General features: G+C 68.6%; 17 protein-coding genes. 10 read left to right on the forward strand and 7 right to left on the reverse strand.

Translation table 11 applies throughout. From position 1 onward, the window contains the following. The first annotated feature begins 14 nt into the window (after nucleotides 1-14). From ACIQHQ_RS19305 to ACIQHQ_RS19320, 4 genes are all read left to right on the forward strand, one after another. Nucleotides 15-221 carry a hypothetical protein gene (locus tag ACIQHQ_RS19305; RefSeq protein WP_402613498.1) on the forward strand — a complete coding sequence of 69 codons (207 nt, stop codon included), beginning with the start codon at nucleotides 15-17 and terminating at the stop codon, nucleotides 219-221. Nucleotides 222-300: 79 nt separating this feature from the next. Next, nucleotides 301-678: a CU044_2847 family protein gene (locus ACIQHQ_RS19310; RefSeq protein WP_402613110.1), complete on the forward strand. Its 378-nt coding sequence runs from the start codon at nucleotides 301-303 to the stop codon at nucleotides 676-678. 18 nt (nucleotides 679-696) lie between these two features. Then, nucleotides 697-4,923 carry a trypsin-like peptidase domain-containing protein gene (locus tag ACIQHQ_RS19315; protein ID WP_402613111.1) on the forward strand — a complete coding sequence of 1,409 codons (4,227 nt, stop codon included), beginning with the start codon at nucleotides 697-699 and terminating at the stop codon, nucleotides 4,921-4,923. Beyond that, on the forward strand, nucleotides 4,908-5,456 hold the full coding sequence (locus ACIQHQ_RS19320; RefSeq protein ID WP_402613112.1) for an LppP/LprE family lipoprotein: 549 nt from the start codon (nucleotides 4,908-4,910) through the stop codon (nucleotides 5,454-5,456). Before ACIQHQ_RS19315 ends, ACIQHQ_RS19320 begins: the two co-directional genes overlap by 16 nt. A 341-nt stretch (nucleotides 5,457-5,797) precedes the next feature. Here the strand turns inward: ACIQHQ_RS19320 and ACIQHQ_RS19325 are convergent, their stop codons facing one another. The 3 genes from ACIQHQ_RS19325 to ACIQHQ_RS19335 all read right to left on the reverse strand — a co-directional run bounded on the left by ACIQHQ_RS19325 (nucleotide 5,798) and on the right by ACIQHQ_RS19335 (nucleotide 7,745). Further along, nucleotides 5,798-6,175 carry a fic family toxin-antitoxin system, toxin component gene (locus tag ACIQHQ_RS19325; RefSeq protein ID WP_402613113.1) on the reverse strand — a complete coding sequence of 126 codons (378 nt, stop codon included), beginning with the start codon at nucleotides 6,173-6,175 and terminating at the stop codon, nucleotides 5,798-5,800. Next, nucleotides 6,175-6,414: a hypothetical protein gene (locus ACIQHQ_RS19330; protein ID WP_402613114.1), complete on the reverse strand. Its 240-nt coding sequence runs from the start codon at nucleotides 6,412-6,414 to the stop codon at nucleotides 6,175-6,177. Before ACIQHQ_RS19330 ends, ACIQHQ_RS19325 begins: the two co-directional genes overlap by 1 nt. Nucleotides 6,415-6,818: 404 nt before the next feature. After that, entirely contained in the window at nucleotides 6,819-7,745 is a 927-nt protein-coding gene (locus ACIQHQ_RS19335; RefSeq protein WP_402613115.1) for a helix-turn-helix domain-containing protein, read from the reverse strand. A gap of 225 nt (nucleotides 7,746-7,970) precedes the next feature. On the opposite strand from ACIQHQ_RS19335, the gene ACIQHQ_RS19340 reads away from it, so the two are divergent. Further along, entirely contained in the window at nucleotides 7,971-8,366 is a 396-nt protein-coding gene (locus tag ACIQHQ_RS19340) for a hypothetical protein (RefSeq protein WP_402613116.1), read from the forward strand. A 71-nt stretch (nucleotides 8,367-8,437) separates the two neighbouring features. After that, nucleotides 8,438-8,887: a hypothetical protein gene (locus ACIQHQ_RS19345; RefSeq protein ID WP_402613117.1), complete on the forward strand. Its 450-nt coding sequence runs from the start codon at nucleotides 8,438-8,440 to the stop codon at nucleotides 8,885-8,887. Between the two features lie 404 nt (nucleotides 8,888-9,291). Here the strand turns inward: ACIQHQ_RS19345 and ACIQHQ_RS19350 are convergent, their stop codons facing one another. From ACIQHQ_RS19350 to ACIQHQ_RS19360, 3 genes are all read right to left on the reverse strand, one after another. Continuing rightward, entirely contained in the window at nucleotides 9,292-9,501 is a 210-nt protein-coding gene (locus ACIQHQ_RS19350) for a hypothetical protein (RefSeq protein WP_402613118.1), read from the reverse strand. 831 nt (nucleotides 9,502-10,332) lie between these two features. After that, complete coding sequence (locus ACIQHQ_RS19355; RefSeq protein ID WP_180989589.1) at nucleotides 10,333-10,491, reverse strand: hypothetical protein; 159 nt, start codon at nucleotides 10,489-10,491, stop codon at nucleotides 10,333-10,335. A 163-nt stretch (nucleotides 10,492-10,654) separates the two neighbouring features. Further along, nucleotides 10,655-11,815 (reverse strand): ROK family protein, encoded by a 1,161-nt coding sequence (locus ACIQHQ_RS19360; protein WP_402613119.1) that lies wholly within the window; start codon nucleotides 11,813-11,815, stop codon nucleotides 10,655-10,657. 171 nt (nucleotides 11,816-11,986) lie between these two features. Here ACIQHQ_RS19360 and ACIQHQ_RS19365 point away from each other — a divergent pair, with 171 nt between their 5' ends. The 4 genes from ACIQHQ_RS19365 to ACIQHQ_RS19380 are packed head-to-tail and all read left to right on the forward strand — an operon-like array spanning nucleotide 11,987 to nucleotide 16,468. Then, nucleotides 11,987-12,952, forward strand: coding sequence for a carbohydrate ABC transporter permease (locus ACIQHQ_RS19365; RefSeq protein ID WP_402613120.1), 966 nt, complete (start codon nucleotides 11,987-11,989; stop codon nucleotides 12,950-12,952). An 18-nt stretch (nucleotides 12,953-12,970) separates the two neighbouring features. Beyond that, nucleotides 12,971-13,894, forward strand: a complete 924-nt coding sequence (locus ACIQHQ_RS19370) for a carbohydrate ABC transporter permease (RefSeq protein ID WP_402613121.1) — start codon at nucleotides 12,971-12,973, stop codon at nucleotides 13,892-13,894. Nucleotides 13,895-13,904: 10 nt separating this feature from the next. After that, nucleotides 13,905-15,254, forward strand: a complete 1,350-nt coding sequence (locus tag ACIQHQ_RS19375; protein ID WP_402613122.1) for an ABC transporter substrate-binding protein — start codon at nucleotides 13,905-13,907, stop codon at nucleotides 15,252-15,254. 14 nt (nucleotides 15,255-15,268) lie between these two features. After that, on the forward strand, nucleotides 15,269-16,468 hold the full coding sequence (locus tag ACIQHQ_RS19380; RefSeq protein WP_402613457.1) for a Gfo/Idh/MocA family protein: 1,200 nt from the start codon (nucleotides 15,269-15,271) through the stop codon (nucleotides 16,466-16,468). A gap of 31 nt (nucleotides 16,469-16,499) precedes the next feature. Here ACIQHQ_RS19380 and ACIQHQ_RS19385 read toward each other — a convergent pair whose 3' ends face one another. Further along, nucleotides 16,500-17,195: a L,D-transpeptidase family protein gene (locus tag ACIQHQ_RS19385; protein WP_402613123.1), complete on the reverse strand. Its 696-nt coding sequence runs from the start codon at nucleotides 17,193-17,195 to the stop codon at nucleotides 16,500-16,502. Between the last annotated feature and the right edge of the window lie 16 nt (nucleotides 17,196-17,211).

Below are 17,211 nucleotides of genomic sequence, written 5' to 3' on the forward strand. Positions count from 1 at the left end.
CGGCCCATCGCCGGATGCGCTCGTGGTCTGCCCGCCAGAAGGTGGGCCGGCGCATTGCGCGGATGGCGGTCGTCCAGGCGGACGTGCTGTTCCCGGAGCGTCTGCGCGTGCCGGTGCTGGCCACTGTCGAACTGGGCGTGGACGGTGCCCCGGTAGCGGGTGCCCACGTAAACGGCGCAGGTGGGCCGGTCGGTGCCGCCGGGCCGTACGCATCCTGGTGAATTGCCGATCTGGGCACGAGCACCTCTTGCAGGAACTAGGGTGGCGCGCATCACATCGCAGTAGGTGGCGGGGGGCTCGATGCCTGAATTGCTTAGGGTGCCGCTGGAAAGCGGCGGTTCTGTGCTGGTAGAGGTCGACAACGGGCCGCAGGCGGTGGTCAGGGTTGCCAGACCCGGTGGGATGGTTGCTGAAGCATCCCAGACGCTGGAGCGCGGTCTGGAGAGTGTGCGCGAGGCCGCGCATGCTGTACTCGCCAAGGTGACCGACCTGCCACGGCAACCTGACAAGATCACTCTTGAGCTTGGGTTGAAGCTGTCGGCGGAGGCGGGCGTCTTTCTCGCCAAAGCCGCCGGCGAGGGGTCACTCACCCTCACTATGGAGTGGGACAGGCAGCAACCGGAGGCTGTACCGATCACCCAGGCCGTCGCCGCGCGCGACGGCGCCGCGGCGGGATAAGGGCGCGGGGACGCAGCGGTGCCCGGACTTGCGCCCAATCCCGGGATTGCTCGCCTGTGGGCGCGTGGCGCGTGGGCCACGCCGCAGGGGGCTGGCTTTCTGGCGGGCCCCAGGATCGTGCTTACGTGCGCGCATGTGGTTTCGGCCGTCGCCGGAGAACAGGAGGGGAGTCCCCTCGCTGTGGGGCTCACCGTCGATCTGGACTTTCCCCTTGCCGGACGAGCAGCCCGCCGACAGAGCGCGCGGCTCATCACACACATACCCGTCGCGGAGGACGGCTCTGGTGACATTGCCGTCCTCGCGCTTGATGAGGATCCGCCGCTTGGGGCTGAGCCTGTGCGGCTGCTGGACGTTGAGACAGTGCGCGGCCACCCTTTCCGGGCATTCGGCTTCCCGGCCGGCGACGACGAGGGCGTCTGGTCGCTCGGCACGATCGTGGACGACCGCGGACGGGGCTGGCTGCAGTTCGAGAGCACCAGTGCCTGCGAAATCCGACAGGGCTTCAGTGGCACGCCACTGTGGGACGAGCACTTCAAGGGTGTGGTCGGCATGGTTGTCGCCACCGACGGAAGGTTCCTTCAACGGGCGGCCTACGCCATCACCGCCGGCGTCCTGTTAGGGGTTCACCCTGAACTGCGTCGCCATGCCGCGCCGCCATCGCCGTTCCGTGGGTTGGAGTCGTTCCGGGAGCAGGACGCCACCCACTACTTCGGGCGAGCCAAGCAGATAAAGGCGTTGACCGAGGCGGTCACCACGTCGTCGATCGTCCCTGTCATCGGGGTGTCCGGAGTTGGCAAGTCATCGCTGATCCACGCCGGTCTCGTACCCCAGCTACGCAAACGTGGGGACTACAGCATCGCCTCGCTGGTCCCGGAACCCGCCTTGCGAGCGGAGTTCATGCTCGCTTCCGCCCTGCTCCCCTTACTCAACGCGCCGGACGACGTCATCAAGCCGCTCGACCGACTCGAACAGGCCGAACGACTCGCCGGACGGCTTCGGGAGGGAGGGACCGCTCCGATTGTCAGGGAGTTACTCACCCGCACCGGAACGACCCAGCTCGCCCTAATCGTAGATCAGTTCGAGATGCTGTTCCGCTGTTCGCCCGACGCGGCCGATGAGTTGGTCGACCAATTGGTGACCATGACCCGATGGCGCACCGCTGACGGCGGACCATTGGTGCGGCTGGTTTTCGCCCTGCGACTGGACTTCCTGAAGGCCATGCAGTGCTTCCCCGTTCTGGAGCGGGTGTGCGAGGCGTCGCCAGTGCTCGTCGACCGCCTGGCCGAGGACCAGCTCCGTGAGGTGGTGCTGTCCCCGATCGCCTCATTCCACGGGGCCATACGTTTCGAGGACTCGCTCGCCGACCGACTGCTCTCGGACGCCGGCCGCAGCCCCGGCGCGCTGCCCCTACTCGAATTCACCCTCACCCTGCTATGGGAGCAACAGCGTCAGGGCATCCTTACGCATGCCGCCTACGAGGAGATCGGCCGAGTGGCGGGCGCCCTCGCGTCGCATGCCGAACGTGTCGTCAAGGAGCGGCTGGGCGACGTGCACGATGAGGTGCGGCGACTGTTCGTACAACTTGTTCGCCCGGGCGACGGAGGCTTGAACAACCCGGTGGACACCGGGCGCACCGCACGCCGCACCGAGCTGCACCCCGCCTGTTGGAAGGCCGCACAGCTCCTCGCCGTACAGCGTCTGGTGCACCTCGATCGCGCGTCCGACGGCATGGAGACGGTCGCTCTCGCCCACGAAGCGCTACTCGAACACTGGCCTGCGCTGCGCTCCTGGGTCGACGCCGACCGCGACTTTCGGAGCTGGCAGGAGCATGTGCGCGAACGCATCGTGCGCTGGGAACAAAGCGGCCGCGACCACGCCCTGCTGCTACGCGGCTCCGAACTCAAGCAGGCATGGGAGCAACTGCGCGACCGGTCGGACGACATCCCCGACAGTGAACGCCAATACCTCCAGGCTGGCCATGAGTGGCGTCGGCGCCAGCGGTCCCGCAAAGCCATCGTCGCGGCGGCAGTCACTGCGGTACTGGGAACCCTGGCCGGCATAGGAGTGCACTCGGTACGTGGCAGCAAAGCCGCCGAATTGTCGGCCGGCCTCGTGCAACAGGCCCAGGGCCAGGCGGACTCCCATCGGGAAGAGGCCGCATTACTGTCCGTCGCCGCCTGGCGCGCCGCGCCCACCCAACAAGCACACGACAACCTGTTCACCCGCTATCTGGCCGATGCCCCGTACGACGCCATCCTGCCCGCGGGCGGGGAGGTCGCTCAGACAGCGCTGGACGACTCCGGCCAGGTCATCGCGGTACGAAACGTTGCGGGCCGACTGTCGGTATGGCGTGTCGGGGCCGACGGCCCCTCCCTGATGGTCCGCATGGACGACGTCTCGGCCGTCGCGGTCAGTCCCGACGGCACCCGGCTCGCCCTGGGAGGCGACGGCAACCGCATCAAGATCTGGGACCTGCGCGCCAAGGGGACCCTGCTGACCCTACGAGCCGCGATGAGCACCAGCAGCACCGCTCAGGCGGTGGACGAGCTGCGCTTCGACCGCACGGGACGCCGCCTGTTGGCCCACCCTCCAAACGACGACAGGGCCCAGGTTTGGGACCTCGACCGGCCCACCGCCGCACCCGTCACCCTGGAAGCGCTGCTTGAGGGCTCACCCACTGGATTCGTCTTCGCCGCGGACGGCAAGCACGTCGTGGCCTCCGGGCCGGGGGTCCGGTCCCAAGGCGTCTGGGACACGGGCTCCGGGCGCCTGATGGCTGTCCCCGGCTTCAACGAGCCCGAGTTCGCCCCGGGTCCCCGCCCGGTCGCCACGATATGCGCCGACGACAAGTGGCGGCTGACCGATGTCTCCGCCGACAAGCCGGAGCCCCGCCTCTTCCAGGGCCTGGCTTGCAGCACCGAAGACATGACGATCGGCGAGTTGGTCGGCATCTCCGACCGTGTCGTGCTGGCACGCGGCAACGGAGCTGTGACCGTGCACGACACCGCCACCGGACAACGGCTTCTCGTTCTGGCCGAGGACGGTACCAAGGGCCGCTACACCCGCTACGCCCTGGCTGGCGCGAGCCGCCGCATGGCCTTCGCCCGCGGGACGGAAGTACTGGTCGCCACGGCCCCCGCGCCCGGCTCGCTCTCCACCGCCGACATCTTCAGCACCGGCGGCGACCAGGAGGCCGCGCACTTCTCCCCTTCTGGCCGCTATCTGGTCACGGTAGGCGCTGGCGGGGACGTCGCGGTCTGGGACCCGACGACCGGACGGAGGATCGCAGCGAAAGGCCGGGGCGGGTACCAGACGTCCGCGCGGCTTGCGTTCGACGCCGAGGAACAGACGCTGGCCGTGAACGGTAGCTCTGCGGAGTTGGTCACGCTCTACAAGCTGCCCTCCCTTGAGGTACTGCGGCGGATACACCTTGATCGGCCCCTCGGGTCGGCGCCCCAGGACACGGAGCTCCGTAGCCTGGGATTCACCCGGCACGGCCGGCTGGTCGCCCTCGTGGCAGGCGCCGTCTCGCAATGGGACGTCACAACCGGCCGCAAGGTGGGTGAGACGCTGCTGTTCCGGGAGAACTCGAGAGCCGAACGGAGTCGGTACGCAACCACTCTGGCAGCCGATTCCACGTCCGAGCGGATCGCCGTGGCCACCCCGGACCTGCGCGGCGTGGAGGTCTGGGATCTCCGCGACCGGCGGCGGGTCACCGTCGTCATCCCCAGCTCCCGCGTTCCGCTCGCCGATCGGAACGCTGTGCGGTTCAGCAGCGACGGCCGGCGTCTGCTGCTGCTCGGCAAAGACGGGAGTGCGGAAGTATGGGATACCAAGGGTGGGCGGCGTGAGTACAGCATCCCCCCAGACGTCGCCCGCGCCACGATGTTCCTCTCCGGCAGCGACGAGACAGTCAGCGTAAGGCAGGGCATCGTGGAGCGGTGGGGCCCCGGCGGGCTCATCACTCGAACCCGTATACCCGCAGCCGCTCACGTTCGGGCCGTCGTGCCCTCCCCCGACGGTGAGCGCCTGTTGCTGAGCGTGCCGGTGAGCACCACCCAGGAGACCGAGACGGATTTCGGGACCACGGTGGTCTTCCAACTGAGACGGGCATCCGCCAGTAGCTGGGCTGCCGAGCTTTGCTCACACGTCACACGAAACATCTCCCAGGAGGACCTGAAAGCTATGCGGTACGGAATGCTGGAGCGGGTCTTTCTCGGGGTGACGGCGTGCGACGAGCGGTGAGTTTCCCGGCCGCAGCGGCGGTGCTCTGCCTGACGCTGGTGACAGCGTGCGGAGGGCCAGCGGACAAGGTTCAACCGGAGTCGAGCCCGTCCGTTTCCCTGTGGGGCACCACGGGCCCGTCGGCGGATAAGCCCTCACAGGTTGGAAGAGAGCCCTTCGACGTGGACCGGGCGGTGCTCCGCATCAAGCGCCTGGGATACACGGCCGACACCAAGGCCAGCACTCTGAAGAACCTCCGTGGGCCCCTTCGTGCGATCCACGGTCGCTGCACCGGCAGCGTCGATGGGAAATGCGTTTCCGTGTTCTTCTTCTACGGCAACCAGTACGCCGGCTACGACGTGGCCGCGGCCGCCCAGTCAACGATCAAAAGCCAGGACGGAAAGACGGTCACCCTGTCCTATCCCGTGTACCTGCCAACGGATCCGCAGTGCTGTCATTCCGGTGGCGAGAGCGAGTACCAGGCGCGCTGGAAGGACGGCAAGGTGATCTTTTCACCACTGCTGCCCGAGAATCCGAACTACCCAGACAAGTGACGTCAACCGCCGTCTCCCACTCGTCAGCCGACGTGACAGTGTCCGGCGGCGGTGACGCACCTGTGAATGCGGCCTGGGCGGCGGCATTCACGAAACCTCGCCCTCGCTCGTCACCTCCTTGTTCAGGATCACCGGTTGGCGGGGAGATGCCTTTGTCCGACAGCAGATCGCGGAGGGTTGTCCCACCGGCGAGCAGGCACGGGAAAGCCTGAACGCCCCGGAGCGGTGGGAACAGCTCCCGTAGCTCGCCGGGCAGGGCCTCGAGGCCGGCGGTAAGTCGCTCACCACCCTGCGCGAGCGGCCTGCTCCCGCCCGACCCCGGAGGGCGGGGTCTGCGGGCATCAGGTGGTGGTGGGCCAGGTCCGCAGCAGAGCGGCGATCTTCCCCGCGGTGCAGGCGGGGTCAAGCAGCAGGTCCTTCAGGGCGATGGCGTCCTCACGGCCGGGCTTGACCGAGATCCCGGCGGCTTCGAGGTACATGACACCGGACGCGGCGGCGACGGCCATGTTGGAGCGCTCCAGCCAGCGGCACCGGCCCAGCGTGTGCACCAGGGCGGCGGCTTTGGCGTAGGGGCCGCCGTAGACGGGCTGCTCGAACAGCTCGGCCCGGTGGCGGGCGACCGCCGAGACGGGAACGCCGTAGTCGTCGGGGGCCGGATCGTCCACCCCGGCGGCCTCGGCGACCTGCAGGATCCAGGGAACGTCGATGTGCAGATCCATCAGGCCGCGCGGGCTCCCTTGGGCGTTTGCTGGGCTTGTTCGGCCTCGTCGAAGACCGCCTGGTGTTCGGCCAGGAAGCGGGCGGCCGCGTCCACCGCTCGGGCGCGCAGGCCGCTGGCATCGTCCTGTACCAGCCTGGCGAGGTAGTCCCCGACACTCAGTCCCAGGTCGGCGGCGCGCTTCTTCGCGAGTTCCGCAACGTCCTCATCCACGCGCGCGCCCAGCTGTGTCTTCGCCATACCGGCATGATAACAGCCGTTACCATGCGGTGGGGCGCGACAGCTACGCACAGTCGGGGTCGGATGCTGCGGCTCATGTCAATCACCTCAGCCGCGACAGCGGCCTTCGCACGGCCGTGCCGTACCGCTGCCTCCTGAGGACGACCACGAGGCGCGGCGGTCGTACTCAATGGGCCAGGCCAGAGGTACGCGGAAGGTGGGCTGATGGCCGAAGCCGATGAGCAGCGGCTGTTCACCGAGGCGTGCCCGCACGGCCTGAGCTCGAGATACCACCTACGGATTCGAACACCTCCGGCCGGCGCTTTCGCGCGCGATCCACGCGTCCATGTCGGGGTCGAATCGGGACAAAACGCCAGCAGGCACGGTAGCGGGTCGTGTTCGAACAGCGAGGTTGACTCCCGAGCTCACGGCGCCGACCGGATGACGAAGACCTGACTGTCCTTCGGACGGCACGGCTCCACCACGGCCTCGGCTCCCTCCGAGGTGTCCGCGTCATTGATGGCCGCGCAGCCCCGGCCGTCGATATTCAGCGAGTACCGTCGGCTTCCGTCCGGCCCGGCCGGCGCGATCTGGAACGAGGTCGCCTTACCGCAGTCGTCCCACGGCTCCAGCAGCCCGGAACCCGGCCCCCCGGCCAGGGCCTTCAGACAGCCGGGGCCGTGGTCGGGGTGGTACCAGCGGATCCGGAAGGTATTCCCGCCGAGCGGAACCAGCGTCGTCTCCTGGGGCGCGACCTCGTCGCACGGCCGCTGCACGGCGACCAGTGACTCGTACCGGCTGCTGTAACCGTCCGTCAGACAAAGGTCGTCCGCCAGGACCGGACGGATCTGCACACGGCCCCTGGGCAACTGGGACCGCGCGTCGGCCGCGGCGAGGCCCCCGCCCCCCACGCCCTTCGAGCCGCCGTCGTCCCGGGAAGGGACCAGAGCCCAGACGGCGGCGGCGAGGATCGCCACCAGGACCACCGACGCCGGCAGGACGGGAACCCCGAACACCCGCGCGCCGAGGCGGACGCCTCGCCTCGGATCTGCACCTCTCGCTTCGGTGACCTCCCCTCGGGCGAGGCCGTCCCGGGCCGCCAGCCACTGCGCCGCCCGCTCGCCGTCCCCGCAGGCTCGTACGAAGGCGGCCAGCAGTTCCGGACGTGGCAGGGTCCGGCCGCGCAGCACATCGGCCAGGGTGCTGCGCGGCAACACCTCGCCGTGCTCAGCGGCACGCTCCTCCAACTGGCGGTATGTCAGCCCCGCCCGTTCCTTGAGCTCCCGCATGGCGGCGATGAACTCGGCAATGTCACACGCCTGTTGCGGGCCCGCGTCCCCCCTGATCTCCATGTCGCACATCGTCGGCCCTGCTCGAACGGCCACACAATTCCGTTTCCCGCCACGGTCCTCATGATCCGGACAAGATCCGGACAAAGCGCTGACCAGGCCGGACAGCCAGTGGGCTGTCCGGGACAGCGACGGCTCTTGTCCCTGTCCGGCCCGCCCCAGCAGGCTCGGTGCTGCCCCGGCCGGAGCACCCACCCACCCGACTCGTCGATCCCAGGGGGATACCTCATGCCCATGCGTCAGCGCATCGCCGCGACCGCGATATCGGCCGTACTCGCAGGCGGCGCCCTCGGCCTCGCTCCGGCGGCCCAGGCACACGACATCGCGCCGGCTTCCTGCTACGGCAGCGCGAACAGCTACCTCAAGCCGGCCGGAACGTACTGGCTCCCGGCGGGCGATGTGTTCAGCACCTCAAGCGCGTGCGCCGACATCAACATCAAGCCCAACACGAACCGCTACGTGAAGGTCTGCTTCGAGGCCAACGGGCGCCTGGAGTGCCAGGCGAACTACACCCTCGCCCGCGCCGGGCAGTGGAACGTCATCGCGAGGAACGTGCGGGACGGCGCCCTGTTCGCCTTCGAGTTCCGCTCGGACGCGAAGTCCACCGGCAGCTGGGCCGCCTGACCCGCGGGCGCCGACCCCCACACCAGCACTGCCACCGACCACCAGGAAAACCAATGAAAGGGACTCGAACCATGGCAAGAGGCACCTGGCGGGCCACGGCCTTGCTGACCGGAGCGACCACGGCCCTGTTCGCCCTCGGCCTCGCGCTGCCGGCCCAGGCACACGCCGCCGTCCGCTGCGAGACGGTGCGCGCCACCGTGGCCAACTCCCAGGGGTTGTCCGGCGGCACCGTTCGGGCGACCGTGTGCAAGCCCAGCAGCGGACACGCCTACTTCGACGACGGCTACTACAACTACGTACAGGACCACCAGGCCGACGGTGCCGCGGCCCGCGCGTACGTCGTGGACGCGAACGGCCGCTACGGCCCGCTCGCAGTGGACGACACCTCCACCTCCGGTGGGGAGCCCATTTCCTGGGAGTCCAACGGGGCGGGCAGCGGGACGGTCCATCTGTACGTCTGCCTGGGCAAGAAGTACCCGTGGGACAGCGGGTCCCGCTGCGCCTCGGACTCCATGAGCTAGATCCGCAGGAGAACAACGGGGGAAACCGGGGGACGGGGGCCGGGCTGCTGGAGCAGCCCGGCCCCCGCGAGGAGCTTGCCCACCCACTCCGCCTCTTCCGGCGACAGCGGCACCTGAGCTTGGCGTCAAGGTCCGCCCGTGGTCAGCTCCTTGAGCCGGCCAGGGGCTTCGTCGTTCTGCGGTGGGGACCTACCGGTTCTCATCGCCCTCGACGCCGGCTACGGCATCACCCCTCTCGCCTTCCTGCTGGCCGACCCGCTGGGGCGGATGCGCTCGGACGACACCTCAACATCCGCACCTACCAGTCTTGACTCCCAACCCGCTGGGCACGGGAGAAGCCCGCGGCCGGTGCGGCTGCGGGCCCCTTGGTGGAGCTGGTCAGCGCATCGCGCCGAGACGTCGCTTCAGTCGAACTCGGGGCACGACACAGCGCTCCCGCCGTCGGACAGAACGTCGTCGCGGATCCATCCGTACGTGTCCGGGCTCCGGGTGTCATTACGCACGTACGTCCAGCTGTAACCATCGCTGCCGATGGTGTAGCAGTGATAGTCCAGCCGGTCGCCCGGGCGGGCGGTGCTGTTGATGGGGCAGCTCGTGCTGGAACCACTGCGCATCCGGCTGTCGCTGCCCGTGGCGTTCCAGGAGCTGGAGTCACGATCACCAGGGCGTGCCGAAGTGCACGAAGCGTGCGCCGCCGCGGTGCCGGCGGTTACACCCGTAACGATGGGGACGACGAGCGCGGCAGTGGCCGCGAACGTCAACCCGGTCCGAGTCAGTGCTGACATGGATGTTCCCCTAACCCCTGTTCCCACGACCCGGCTGTCGTGGGCATGCAAAGAGTGTGGAGGTAATGGGGAAAGCACCACCATTGGTTATCCGCCTCTCTTCTGGCCGGTTTTGGCGGAATGGGTGTGGCCGCCAGCCTGCGGCCGTCGGCCCGCAGTTCAGGGGCTTGACCGACGGTGCAGGCAAGTAAGGCACGCAGCCGGCAACGGTTCGGTCGCACCGTGCACGGGAGTCGGTCAGGCCGGTTCAGGACGGTCAGCGTTTGATGCGCCCGCGGACGGCGAGCACGAGGAGAGCGGGTTCAATGAGGCGGGAGGCCATCTCGATGCCGGTAACCAGGCCGGTGAGATCGACCTGGTCCCCGATGGGATGCCTGGCAGGATGTGGTCGCGGGCGGAGGCTCGGCCGGGGGGCGTCGATGTCGACGATCGCCAGGCCGGCCGGTGTAGAAGGTGACGGCGCTGTGATGCCCGCGCCGGGACGGCACGCCGCTCGCCGGGGGTACCGCCCTGCTCGAGCGAAGCCTAGAGCGCAGGGAACGACGATGCCGTAGACGACGGCCGAGGTCAGCGCGAGAAGGGCACCCGTTCGATCAGGGGTGCCCCTTGGCGAGGGGCCGATGCGTCGACGGGCCAGGACGAGGGGCGGGCCGCGGACTCCTACTGCGGGGCCGCGGAGGCCCACTCCAGGACGAGCCGCTGGTACTCCTCGCGCTGCTCGACGCTCAGTGTCCCGCCCGACCGGCGCCACAGCGCACGGATCTCCTCGTTGACCTCGTCAGCCGATCGCTCGGATGATGTTTCAACGGTGGTGGACATGCTGTGAAGCATACGTCGCCGGACGTGAAGGCGATGTGAGTGAAGACGAACTAATGGTGCATTTCGGACAGTGTTACTGATCACGTCCATCTCCCGGTAAACGTGAGCCTGTTCACATCCACCGCCTGTGAGTACCTTTCGCCGCCGAGGCGTTCACCATCGTTCACGCTTCGGCCGATCCCAGCACCAGCACCTTGATGGCCAGCACGGCGGCACCACGGGCCCAGTCGTGGAAGTCGGACACCTTCGTCTCCAGGTCGACCGGGGCGGCCAGCGGGTGCCGGTGGTCACGGGCCGTCTCCTCGACCGTCGTGCGGGCCACGTCCATCAGCCCCACCCCCTCCCCCGCGAGCAGGATCTTCTGCGGCATCACGAAGTTGGAGATCTGCGCGACGAGCGTGCCGAGGGCCCGCGCGGCCTCCGTGACGACCCGGGCGCACATCGGGTCCCCGGCCGCGGCCAGCGCGAGGATCTCCTCGTAGGTCCGGTCGCTGCCGGTGGCGGCCCGGATCTGGTAGCGGATGCTGGGGATGGTCAGCAGCGAGACGGCGCTGCCCCGCCTGCCGTCCGGGGTGAGCGGCCCGTGAGGGTCCACGATCCAGTGCCGGCCGAAGCCCCGGTCCTCCTCCGCGAAGGGCACTCGCTTGCCGCCCAGGACGAGCCCGTAGCCGAGGCCGGCGCCGATGGTGAGGACGGCGAAGCGGTCCAGGCCCCGCCCGGCACCGAACCAGGTCTCGGCCTCGACCAGGGCGGCGACGTCGTTGTCGACGACCACCGGCAGCCCGGTGCGCTCCGCCACCAGGTCGGCCAGGGGGACGTCGCGCCACAGCAGGAAGGGGGACTCGCCCACCACGGCACGGTCCAGGACGAAGCCGCCGACCCCGATGCCGATCCCGGCGAGCCGGGGGTGGGCCTTGGCGAGTTCGGCGGTCATCTCGGCCAGCACGTCGGCGACCTCGTCGGGGTCGTGGGTGGTGAGCGGGCGGTCGTGGCGGGCGACGATGTGGCTCCGCAGGGTGGTGACCACGCCGTAGACCGTGTCCTCGGTGATCTTGAAGCCGAGGAGGAAGTCCGAGTCGGCGACGACGTCCAGCGGCTGGGAGGGGCGGCCCTGCCGCGCCTGTGCGGGCACTCCCGCCTCGGATACCTCGACCAGCAGGCCCGACTCGATCAGAGGCTTGGTGAGCCGGGTGAGACTGCCCGCCGACAGGCCCATCCTGCGGGCGAGTTCCGTGCGCGACAGCGGGCCGTGGACGAGCACCTCGATCGCCACGGAGCGCTCCCCCGGGCTCAGCGGCAACCAGTCGGCGGTGCCTTCGGTCATGGACGTCCCGACTCCCTCAGCCTTTTTTTCGCACTGAAACCAACAGGACCACTCTAGGCCGGTGACGGTTCCTGGGAAAAGATGTTTGCAGGGCCCTTGACGCAGCAATTGTTTCGCACCAAAAGTAAGTCACCGCCAGAGGACGAGCCGCCGCAGCGAGGGAGTCTCCCGATGCCCATCGCCTCCAGCAGTCCTCCGTCGCGTCTGCCCACGGGCGGCGCCGCGGAGGCCGAGAGCAGGGCCAGGGCACGGCAGGGGGTGTCCGGCGAGGACCGGGGGGACGGGCGGCTGGCCGCCTTCTTCATCGCGCCGGCGCTGCTCGGCTTCCTGGTCTTCCTGCTCTGGCCGACCCTGCGGGGCATCTATCTGAGCTTCACCCGCTTCAACCTTCTGACACCGGCGGAGTGGGTGGGCCTGGACAACTACGTCCGCATGGTCAACGACCCCATCTTCTGGGACTCCCTGTGGGTCACCGTCGAGTACGTCGTCATCAACATCGGCGTCCAGACGGTCGCGGCGCTCGCCATGGCCGTCCTGCTCCAGCGGCTGACCCGGTCGGCGATGCTGCGCGGGATCGTGCTGACGCCGTATCTGATGTCGAACGTCGTCGCCGGTCTCGTGTGGCTCTGGATCCTCGACACCCAGCTCGGCATCGGCAACGAGATCGTCAGCGGCCTCGGCGCCGACCGCATCCCGTTCCTCGCCGACGAGACCTGGGCGATCCCGACCATCGCGCTCATCAACGTGTGGCGGCACGTGGGGTACACCGCCCTGCTGCTGTTCGCCGGTCTGCAGGCCATCCCGAACGACATGTACGAGGCGGCCCGGGTGGACGGCGCGAGCGAGTGGCGGATGTTCTGGCGGATCACCATGCCGCTGTTGCGGCCGGTGCTCGCGGTCGTGCTGATCATGACCGTGATCGGGTCGTTCCAGGTGTTCGACACCGTCGCCGTGACCACCGCGGGCGGCCCGGCCAACGCGACCAATGTCCTGCAGTACTACATCTACGGCTCGGCCTTCGGCCGCTTCCAGTTCGGATACGCCTCGGCCATGTCCGTCGCCCTGCTGGTCGTGCTGAGCGCGATCACGATCCTCCAGTACCGGCTCACCCGGGCCGGCCGGACCGACCTCGGCTGACGGAAGGGAGAGACCGCCATGGCTGCCGTGACGACCACGACACCGACGACCCTGCGGCCGGTGCGCCGCAGGTTCCCCTTCGGGCGGGCCGCCGCCTGGACCGTGATGGGACTGATCGTCCTCATCACCCTGCTGCCGTTCTACTGGATCCTGCGTACCGCCCTGTCCACCAACGCGGGCCTGAACGCCGACCCCACCAACCCCCTGCCGGTGGACCTCACCACCAGCGGTTTCGAACGGGCCCTGGGCCTCCAGCCGGCCGAGGAGGCGATCGCGCAGGGCGGCGCGGGCGGCGGCCTGGACTTCTGGCGCTACCTGCTCAACTCGGTGCTCGTCTCCACCCTGATCACCGGCTGCCAGATCTTCTTCTCCGCGATGGCCGCCTACGCCTTCTCGCGGCTGCGCTGGCGGGGCCGGGACAAGGTGTTCGGGCTGTTCCTGGCCGGAATGATGGTGCCGACCATCTTCACGCTGCTGCCGAACTTCGTGCTCATCAAGCAACTGCACCTGGTGGACACACTGCTCGGCATCGCGCTGCCCAGCCTGTTCATGACCCCGTTCGCGGTGTTCTTCCTTCGGCAGTTCTTCATGAACATCCCCCGGGAGGTCGAGGAGGCCGCGCTGCTCGACGGCGCCGGGAAGATCAAGATCTTCTTCCGGGTGGTCCTGCCGATGGCGTCCACGCCGATCATCACGCTGGCCGTGCTGACGTACATCACCTCCTGGAACGACTACTTCTGGCCGCTGATGGTCTCCTACAGCGACAGCTCGCGGGTGCTGACCGTGGCGCTGGCGGTCTTCCGGGCGCAGACCCCGGCGACAGGCGTCGACTGGTCCGGGCTCATGGCCGCGACGCTGATCGCCGCGCTGCCGATGCTGGTGCTGTTCTCCTGCTTCGCCCGCCGCATCGTCAGTTCCATCGGCTTCACCGGGATCAAGTAAGGGGACCGTGATGCGAATTCGACTTCGTCCGCTCGTCGCGACGACCGGAGCGCTGGCCCTGTCCCTGGTCAGCGGGTGCGCGCAGGGGGGTGCCGCCGGGTCCTCCGCGCACACCGTCACGTACTGGCTCTGGGACGCCAACCAACTGCCCGCCTACCAGGCCTGCGCCAAGGGGTTCGAGAAGGAGAACCCCGGACTCCATGTGAAGATCACGCAGTTGGGCTGGAGCGACTACTGGACCAAGCTCACCGCCGGGTTCATCGCGGGCACCCAGCCGGACGTGTTCACCGACCACATCCAGAACTTCGGGCAGTTCGCCGACCTGAAGGTCCTCGAACCGCTGGACGACCTCGGCATCGAGGACTCCGACTACCAGCCGGGCCTCGCCGCCAACTGGGTCGGCCAGGACGGCCACCGCTACGGCGCGCCGAAGGACTGGGACACCGTCGCGCTCTTCTACAACGAGAAGCTGACGAAGGACGCCGGTCTCACGGCCGAGCAGCTCAACGACCTCTCCTGGAACCCGAAGGACGGCGGTACCTTCGAGAAGGCCATCGCGCGTCTCACCGTCGACAAGAACGGCAAGCGCGGCGACGAGCCGGGCTTCGACAAGAACAACGTCCAGGTGTACGGCCTGGCCAGCAACGGCGGCGGGTTCGGCGACGGCCAGACCCAGTGGAGCAACTTCGCCGCCTCCGCCGGCTGGAGTTACCTCGACAAGCCGCGCTGGGGCACGGAGTACCAGTACGACAGCAAGACCTTCCAGTCCGTGATCCAGTGGTACTTCGGCCTGGCGGAGAAGGGCTACATGCCGCCCCTGTCCGACTACAACGTCCAGTCCAACCAGGCGAACACCCAGGTCGCGGCGGGCAAGGCGGCCACGGCGTTCGACGGTGCCTGGATGATCTCCACGTACGCGGGCTTCAAGGGCAAGGACATCAAGACCGCCCTGACGCCGGCCGGCCCGACGGGCAAGCGCGCCACCATGATGAACGGCCTCGCCGACTCCATCACCAAGGCCTCCAAGAACAAGGCGGGCGCCCGCAAGTGGGTGGCCTACCTTGCCTCGGACCGGTGCCAGACCGTCGTCGGCGCGTCCGGGGTCGTCTTCCCCGCCACCCCGGCCGGGACCGCGGCGGCCGTCGCCGCGTACCGGAAGAAGGGCATCGACGTCTCGGCTTTCACCGAGCCCGTGGCCGACAAGAAGCGCTTTCGGACCTTCTCCTATCCCATCGCCAGCTACTCGGCGGACATGACAGCGCTGATGGCGCCCGCGATGGAGGACATCTACGGCAACGGAAAGCCCGTGAGCAGCCTCGACCAGACCAATGAACAGATCAACCTGATCCTCTCCCAGTGAAGGGCACGCGTTCCATGACGTTCTCCCTCGGCATCGTCGGCGCCGGACAGTTCTCGGGCCAATTCGCCACCCTGTTCCAGGCCCACCCCGGCGTCAGCGCCGTCTACGTCACCGATCTGCTGCCCGAGAGGGCCGCACAACTCGCCTCCGCCCAGGGGCTGGCGGGCACCTTCCCGTCCTACCAGGCCATGCTGGAGTCGGAGGACGTCGACGCCGTCGCGATCTTCACCCAGCGCTGGACGCACGGGCCGCTGGTGCTCCAAGGTCTCAACGCCGGCAAGCACGTGTACTCGGCGGTTCCCATGGCGATCAGCACGGAGGAGATCGCGGCGATCATCGACGCGGTCAAGGCCACCGGACTGACCTACATGATGGGCGAGACCAGCGAGTACAACCCGGCCACCGTCCACGCCCGCAACCAGATCGCCGAGGGCGCCTTCGGGCGGCTCTTCTACGCCGAGGGCGACTATGTCCACGACATGGACCTGGGGTTCTACGAGGCCTACCAGTACAGCGGCGGCGAGAACTGGAAGGCGACCGCCAGCTATCCCCCGCTGCTGTACCCGACGCACGCGGTCGGCGGGGTGCTGGGCGCCTGGAAGACGCACGCGGTGAGCGTGTCGGCGATCGGTGTCGTCGACGACCGGGGCGACGGCGTCTTCGACAAGGACGTCAGCCAGTTCGGCAACGACGTCTCCAACGCCACCGCCCTCTTCGAGGTGGCGGGCGGCGGTTCGTTCCGTACGAACGAGTTCCGGCGGGTCGGCTACCCCTCGCACATACGGGAGTCGCGCTTCCGCTTCTTCGGCACCGAGGCGAGCATGGAGCAGCTCGCCACGGTCGCCCTGTGGCAGGACAAGCAGGGGGTGAAGGACATCAGCGAACTGCTGGAGCCCAAGCCCACCATGTCCCCTGACGACCCGTCACTCCAGCACATCGCACCGGAGCTGCGGGCCGCCTTCACGTCCGGGTCGGCCCCCGTGCACGACCGGGCGCGACTGCCGCGCGAGTTCGACCACCTCCACAACGGCCACGAGGGCAGCCACCACTTCCTGGTGGACGACTTCGTCACCGCCGTCAACGACCGCACGCTGCCGTCGGTGAACGCCTGGGTGGCCGCCCGCTACACCCTGCCGGGCATCATCGCGCACGAGTCGGCGCGGCAGGGCGGGGTCAGGCTGGAGATCCCGGACTTCGGGGACGCCCCGCGGTAGGGGGCGTCCGGTGCGGGCCGGGTGCCCGGGATCAGGTGCCCGGCTTGCGGCCGTAGACGAAGACGTCGTCGCCCTTCTTCAGCAGCGACCAGTACTTCTTGGCGTCGGTCTTGGTCATGTTGGTGCAGCCGTGCGAGCCCGGCGGGTTCCACATGCTGACGCCGACGGAGTGGAAGGCCTGGCCGCCGTCGAAGAACTGGGCGTAGGGCATCGGCACGTCGTAGATGGACGAGACGTGGTCGATGTTGCGCCAGTAGATCTTCTTCAGGCCGGTGCGGGTCTCGTACCCGTCGCGGCCGGTGCGCACCGGGACGGGGCCGTAGACGAGCTTGTCGCCGTCCTGGATCCAGCTCAGCTGGAGCGTCAGGTTCACACAGGCGATCCGGCCCTTGTTCACCGGGCACTTGCCGTCCTTGTTGGGGTTCTTCCCGACGGCCTTCTGCTTCTGCATCAGGTCCATCACGCCCCAGGTGACGGACCCGGCGTAGCCGATGTTCGGGGAGATGCCGTGCTTGGTCTGGAAGGCCTTGATGGCCTTGCAGTCGGCGGCGGACTGCCTGCCGTCGACCGGACGGCCGAGGAACTTCTCCACCTGCTTCTGGTACGGGCCGGTCTGCGTGGTGCAGCTCGCGGCGGCGGCCGGCGTGGCGCCGAGCACGAGCGTGAGCGGTGCCACCAGCGCGGTGATCCCCAGTGCGACGGCACTCCGTCTGCGTACGTCCCCCATGGCTGGTCATGCCCTT

Source organism: Streptomyces sp. NPDC092370 (genome assembly GCF_044755265.1).
In the GTDB taxonomy this organism is placed as follows: Bacteria; Actinomycetota; Actinomycetes; order Streptomycetales; family Streptomycetaceae; genus Streptomyces.

What these genes read in the sequence shown, in the direction of transcription:
- ACIQHQ_RS19305 (WP_402613498.1), top strand. Translation starts at nt 15, where the DNA reads ATGCGCTCGTGGTCTGCCCGCCAGAAGGTGGGCCGGCGCATTGCGCGG.
- ACIQHQ_RS19310 (WP_402613110.1), top strand. Translation starts at nt 301, where the DNA reads ATGCCTGAATTGCTTAGGGTGCCGCTGGAAAGCGGCGGTTCTGTGCTG.
- ACIQHQ_RS19325 (WP_402613113.1), bottom strand. Translation starts at nt 6,175, where the DNA reads ATGGATCTGCACATCGACGTTCCCTGGATCCTGCAGGTCGCCGAGGCC.
- ACIQHQ_RS19330 (WP_402613114.1), bottom strand. Translation starts at nt 6,414, where the DNA reads ATGGCGAAGACACAGCTGGGCGCGCGCGTGGATGAGGACGTTGCGGAA.
- ACIQHQ_RS19335 (WP_402613115.1), bottom strand. Translation starts at nt 7,745, where the DNA reads ATGGAGATCAGGGGGGACGCGGGCCCGCAACAGGCGTGTGACATTGCC.
- ACIQHQ_RS19340 (WP_402613116.1), top strand. Translation starts at nt 7,971, where the DNA reads ATGCCCATGCGTCAGCGCATCGCCGCGACCGCGATATCGGCCGTACTC.
- ACIQHQ_RS19345 (WP_402613117.1), top strand. Translation starts at nt 8,438, where the DNA reads ATGGCAAGAGGCACCTGGCGGGCCACGGCCTTGCTGACCGGAGCGACC.
- ACIQHQ_RS19350 (WP_402613118.1), bottom strand. Translation starts at nt 9,501, where the DNA reads ATGCGCAGTGGTTCCAGCACGAGCTGCCCCATCAACAGCACCGCCCGC.
- ACIQHQ_RS19355 (WP_180989589.1), bottom strand. Translation starts at nt 10,491, where the DNA reads ATGTCCACCACCGTTGAAACATCATCCGAGCGATCGGCTGACGAGGTC.
- ACIQHQ_RS19360 (WP_402613119.1), bottom strand. Translation starts at nt 11,815, where the DNA reads ATGACCGAAGGCACCGCCGACTGGTTGCCGCTGAGCCCGGGGGAGCGC.
- ACIQHQ_RS19365 (WP_402613120.1), top strand. Translation starts at nt 11,987, where the DNA reads ATGCCCATCGCCTCCAGCAGTCCTCCGTCGCGTCTGCCCACGGGCGGC.
- ACIQHQ_RS19370 (WP_402613121.1), top strand. Translation starts at nt 12,971, where the DNA reads ATGGCTGCCGTGACGACCACGACACCGACGACCCTGCGGCCGGTGCGC.
- ACIQHQ_RS19375 (WP_402613122.1), top strand. Translation starts at nt 13,905, where the DNA reads ATGCGAATTCGACTTCGTCCGCTCGTCGCGACGACCGGAGCGCTGGCC.
- ACIQHQ_RS19380 (WP_402613457.1), top strand. Translation starts at nt 15,269, where the DNA reads ATGACGTTCTCCCTCGGCATCGTCGGCGCCGGACAGTTCTCGGGCCAA.
- ACIQHQ_RS19385 (WP_402613123.1), bottom strand. Translation starts at nt 17,195, where the DNA reads ATGGGGGACGTACGCAGACGGAGTGCCGTCGCACTGGGGATCACCGCG.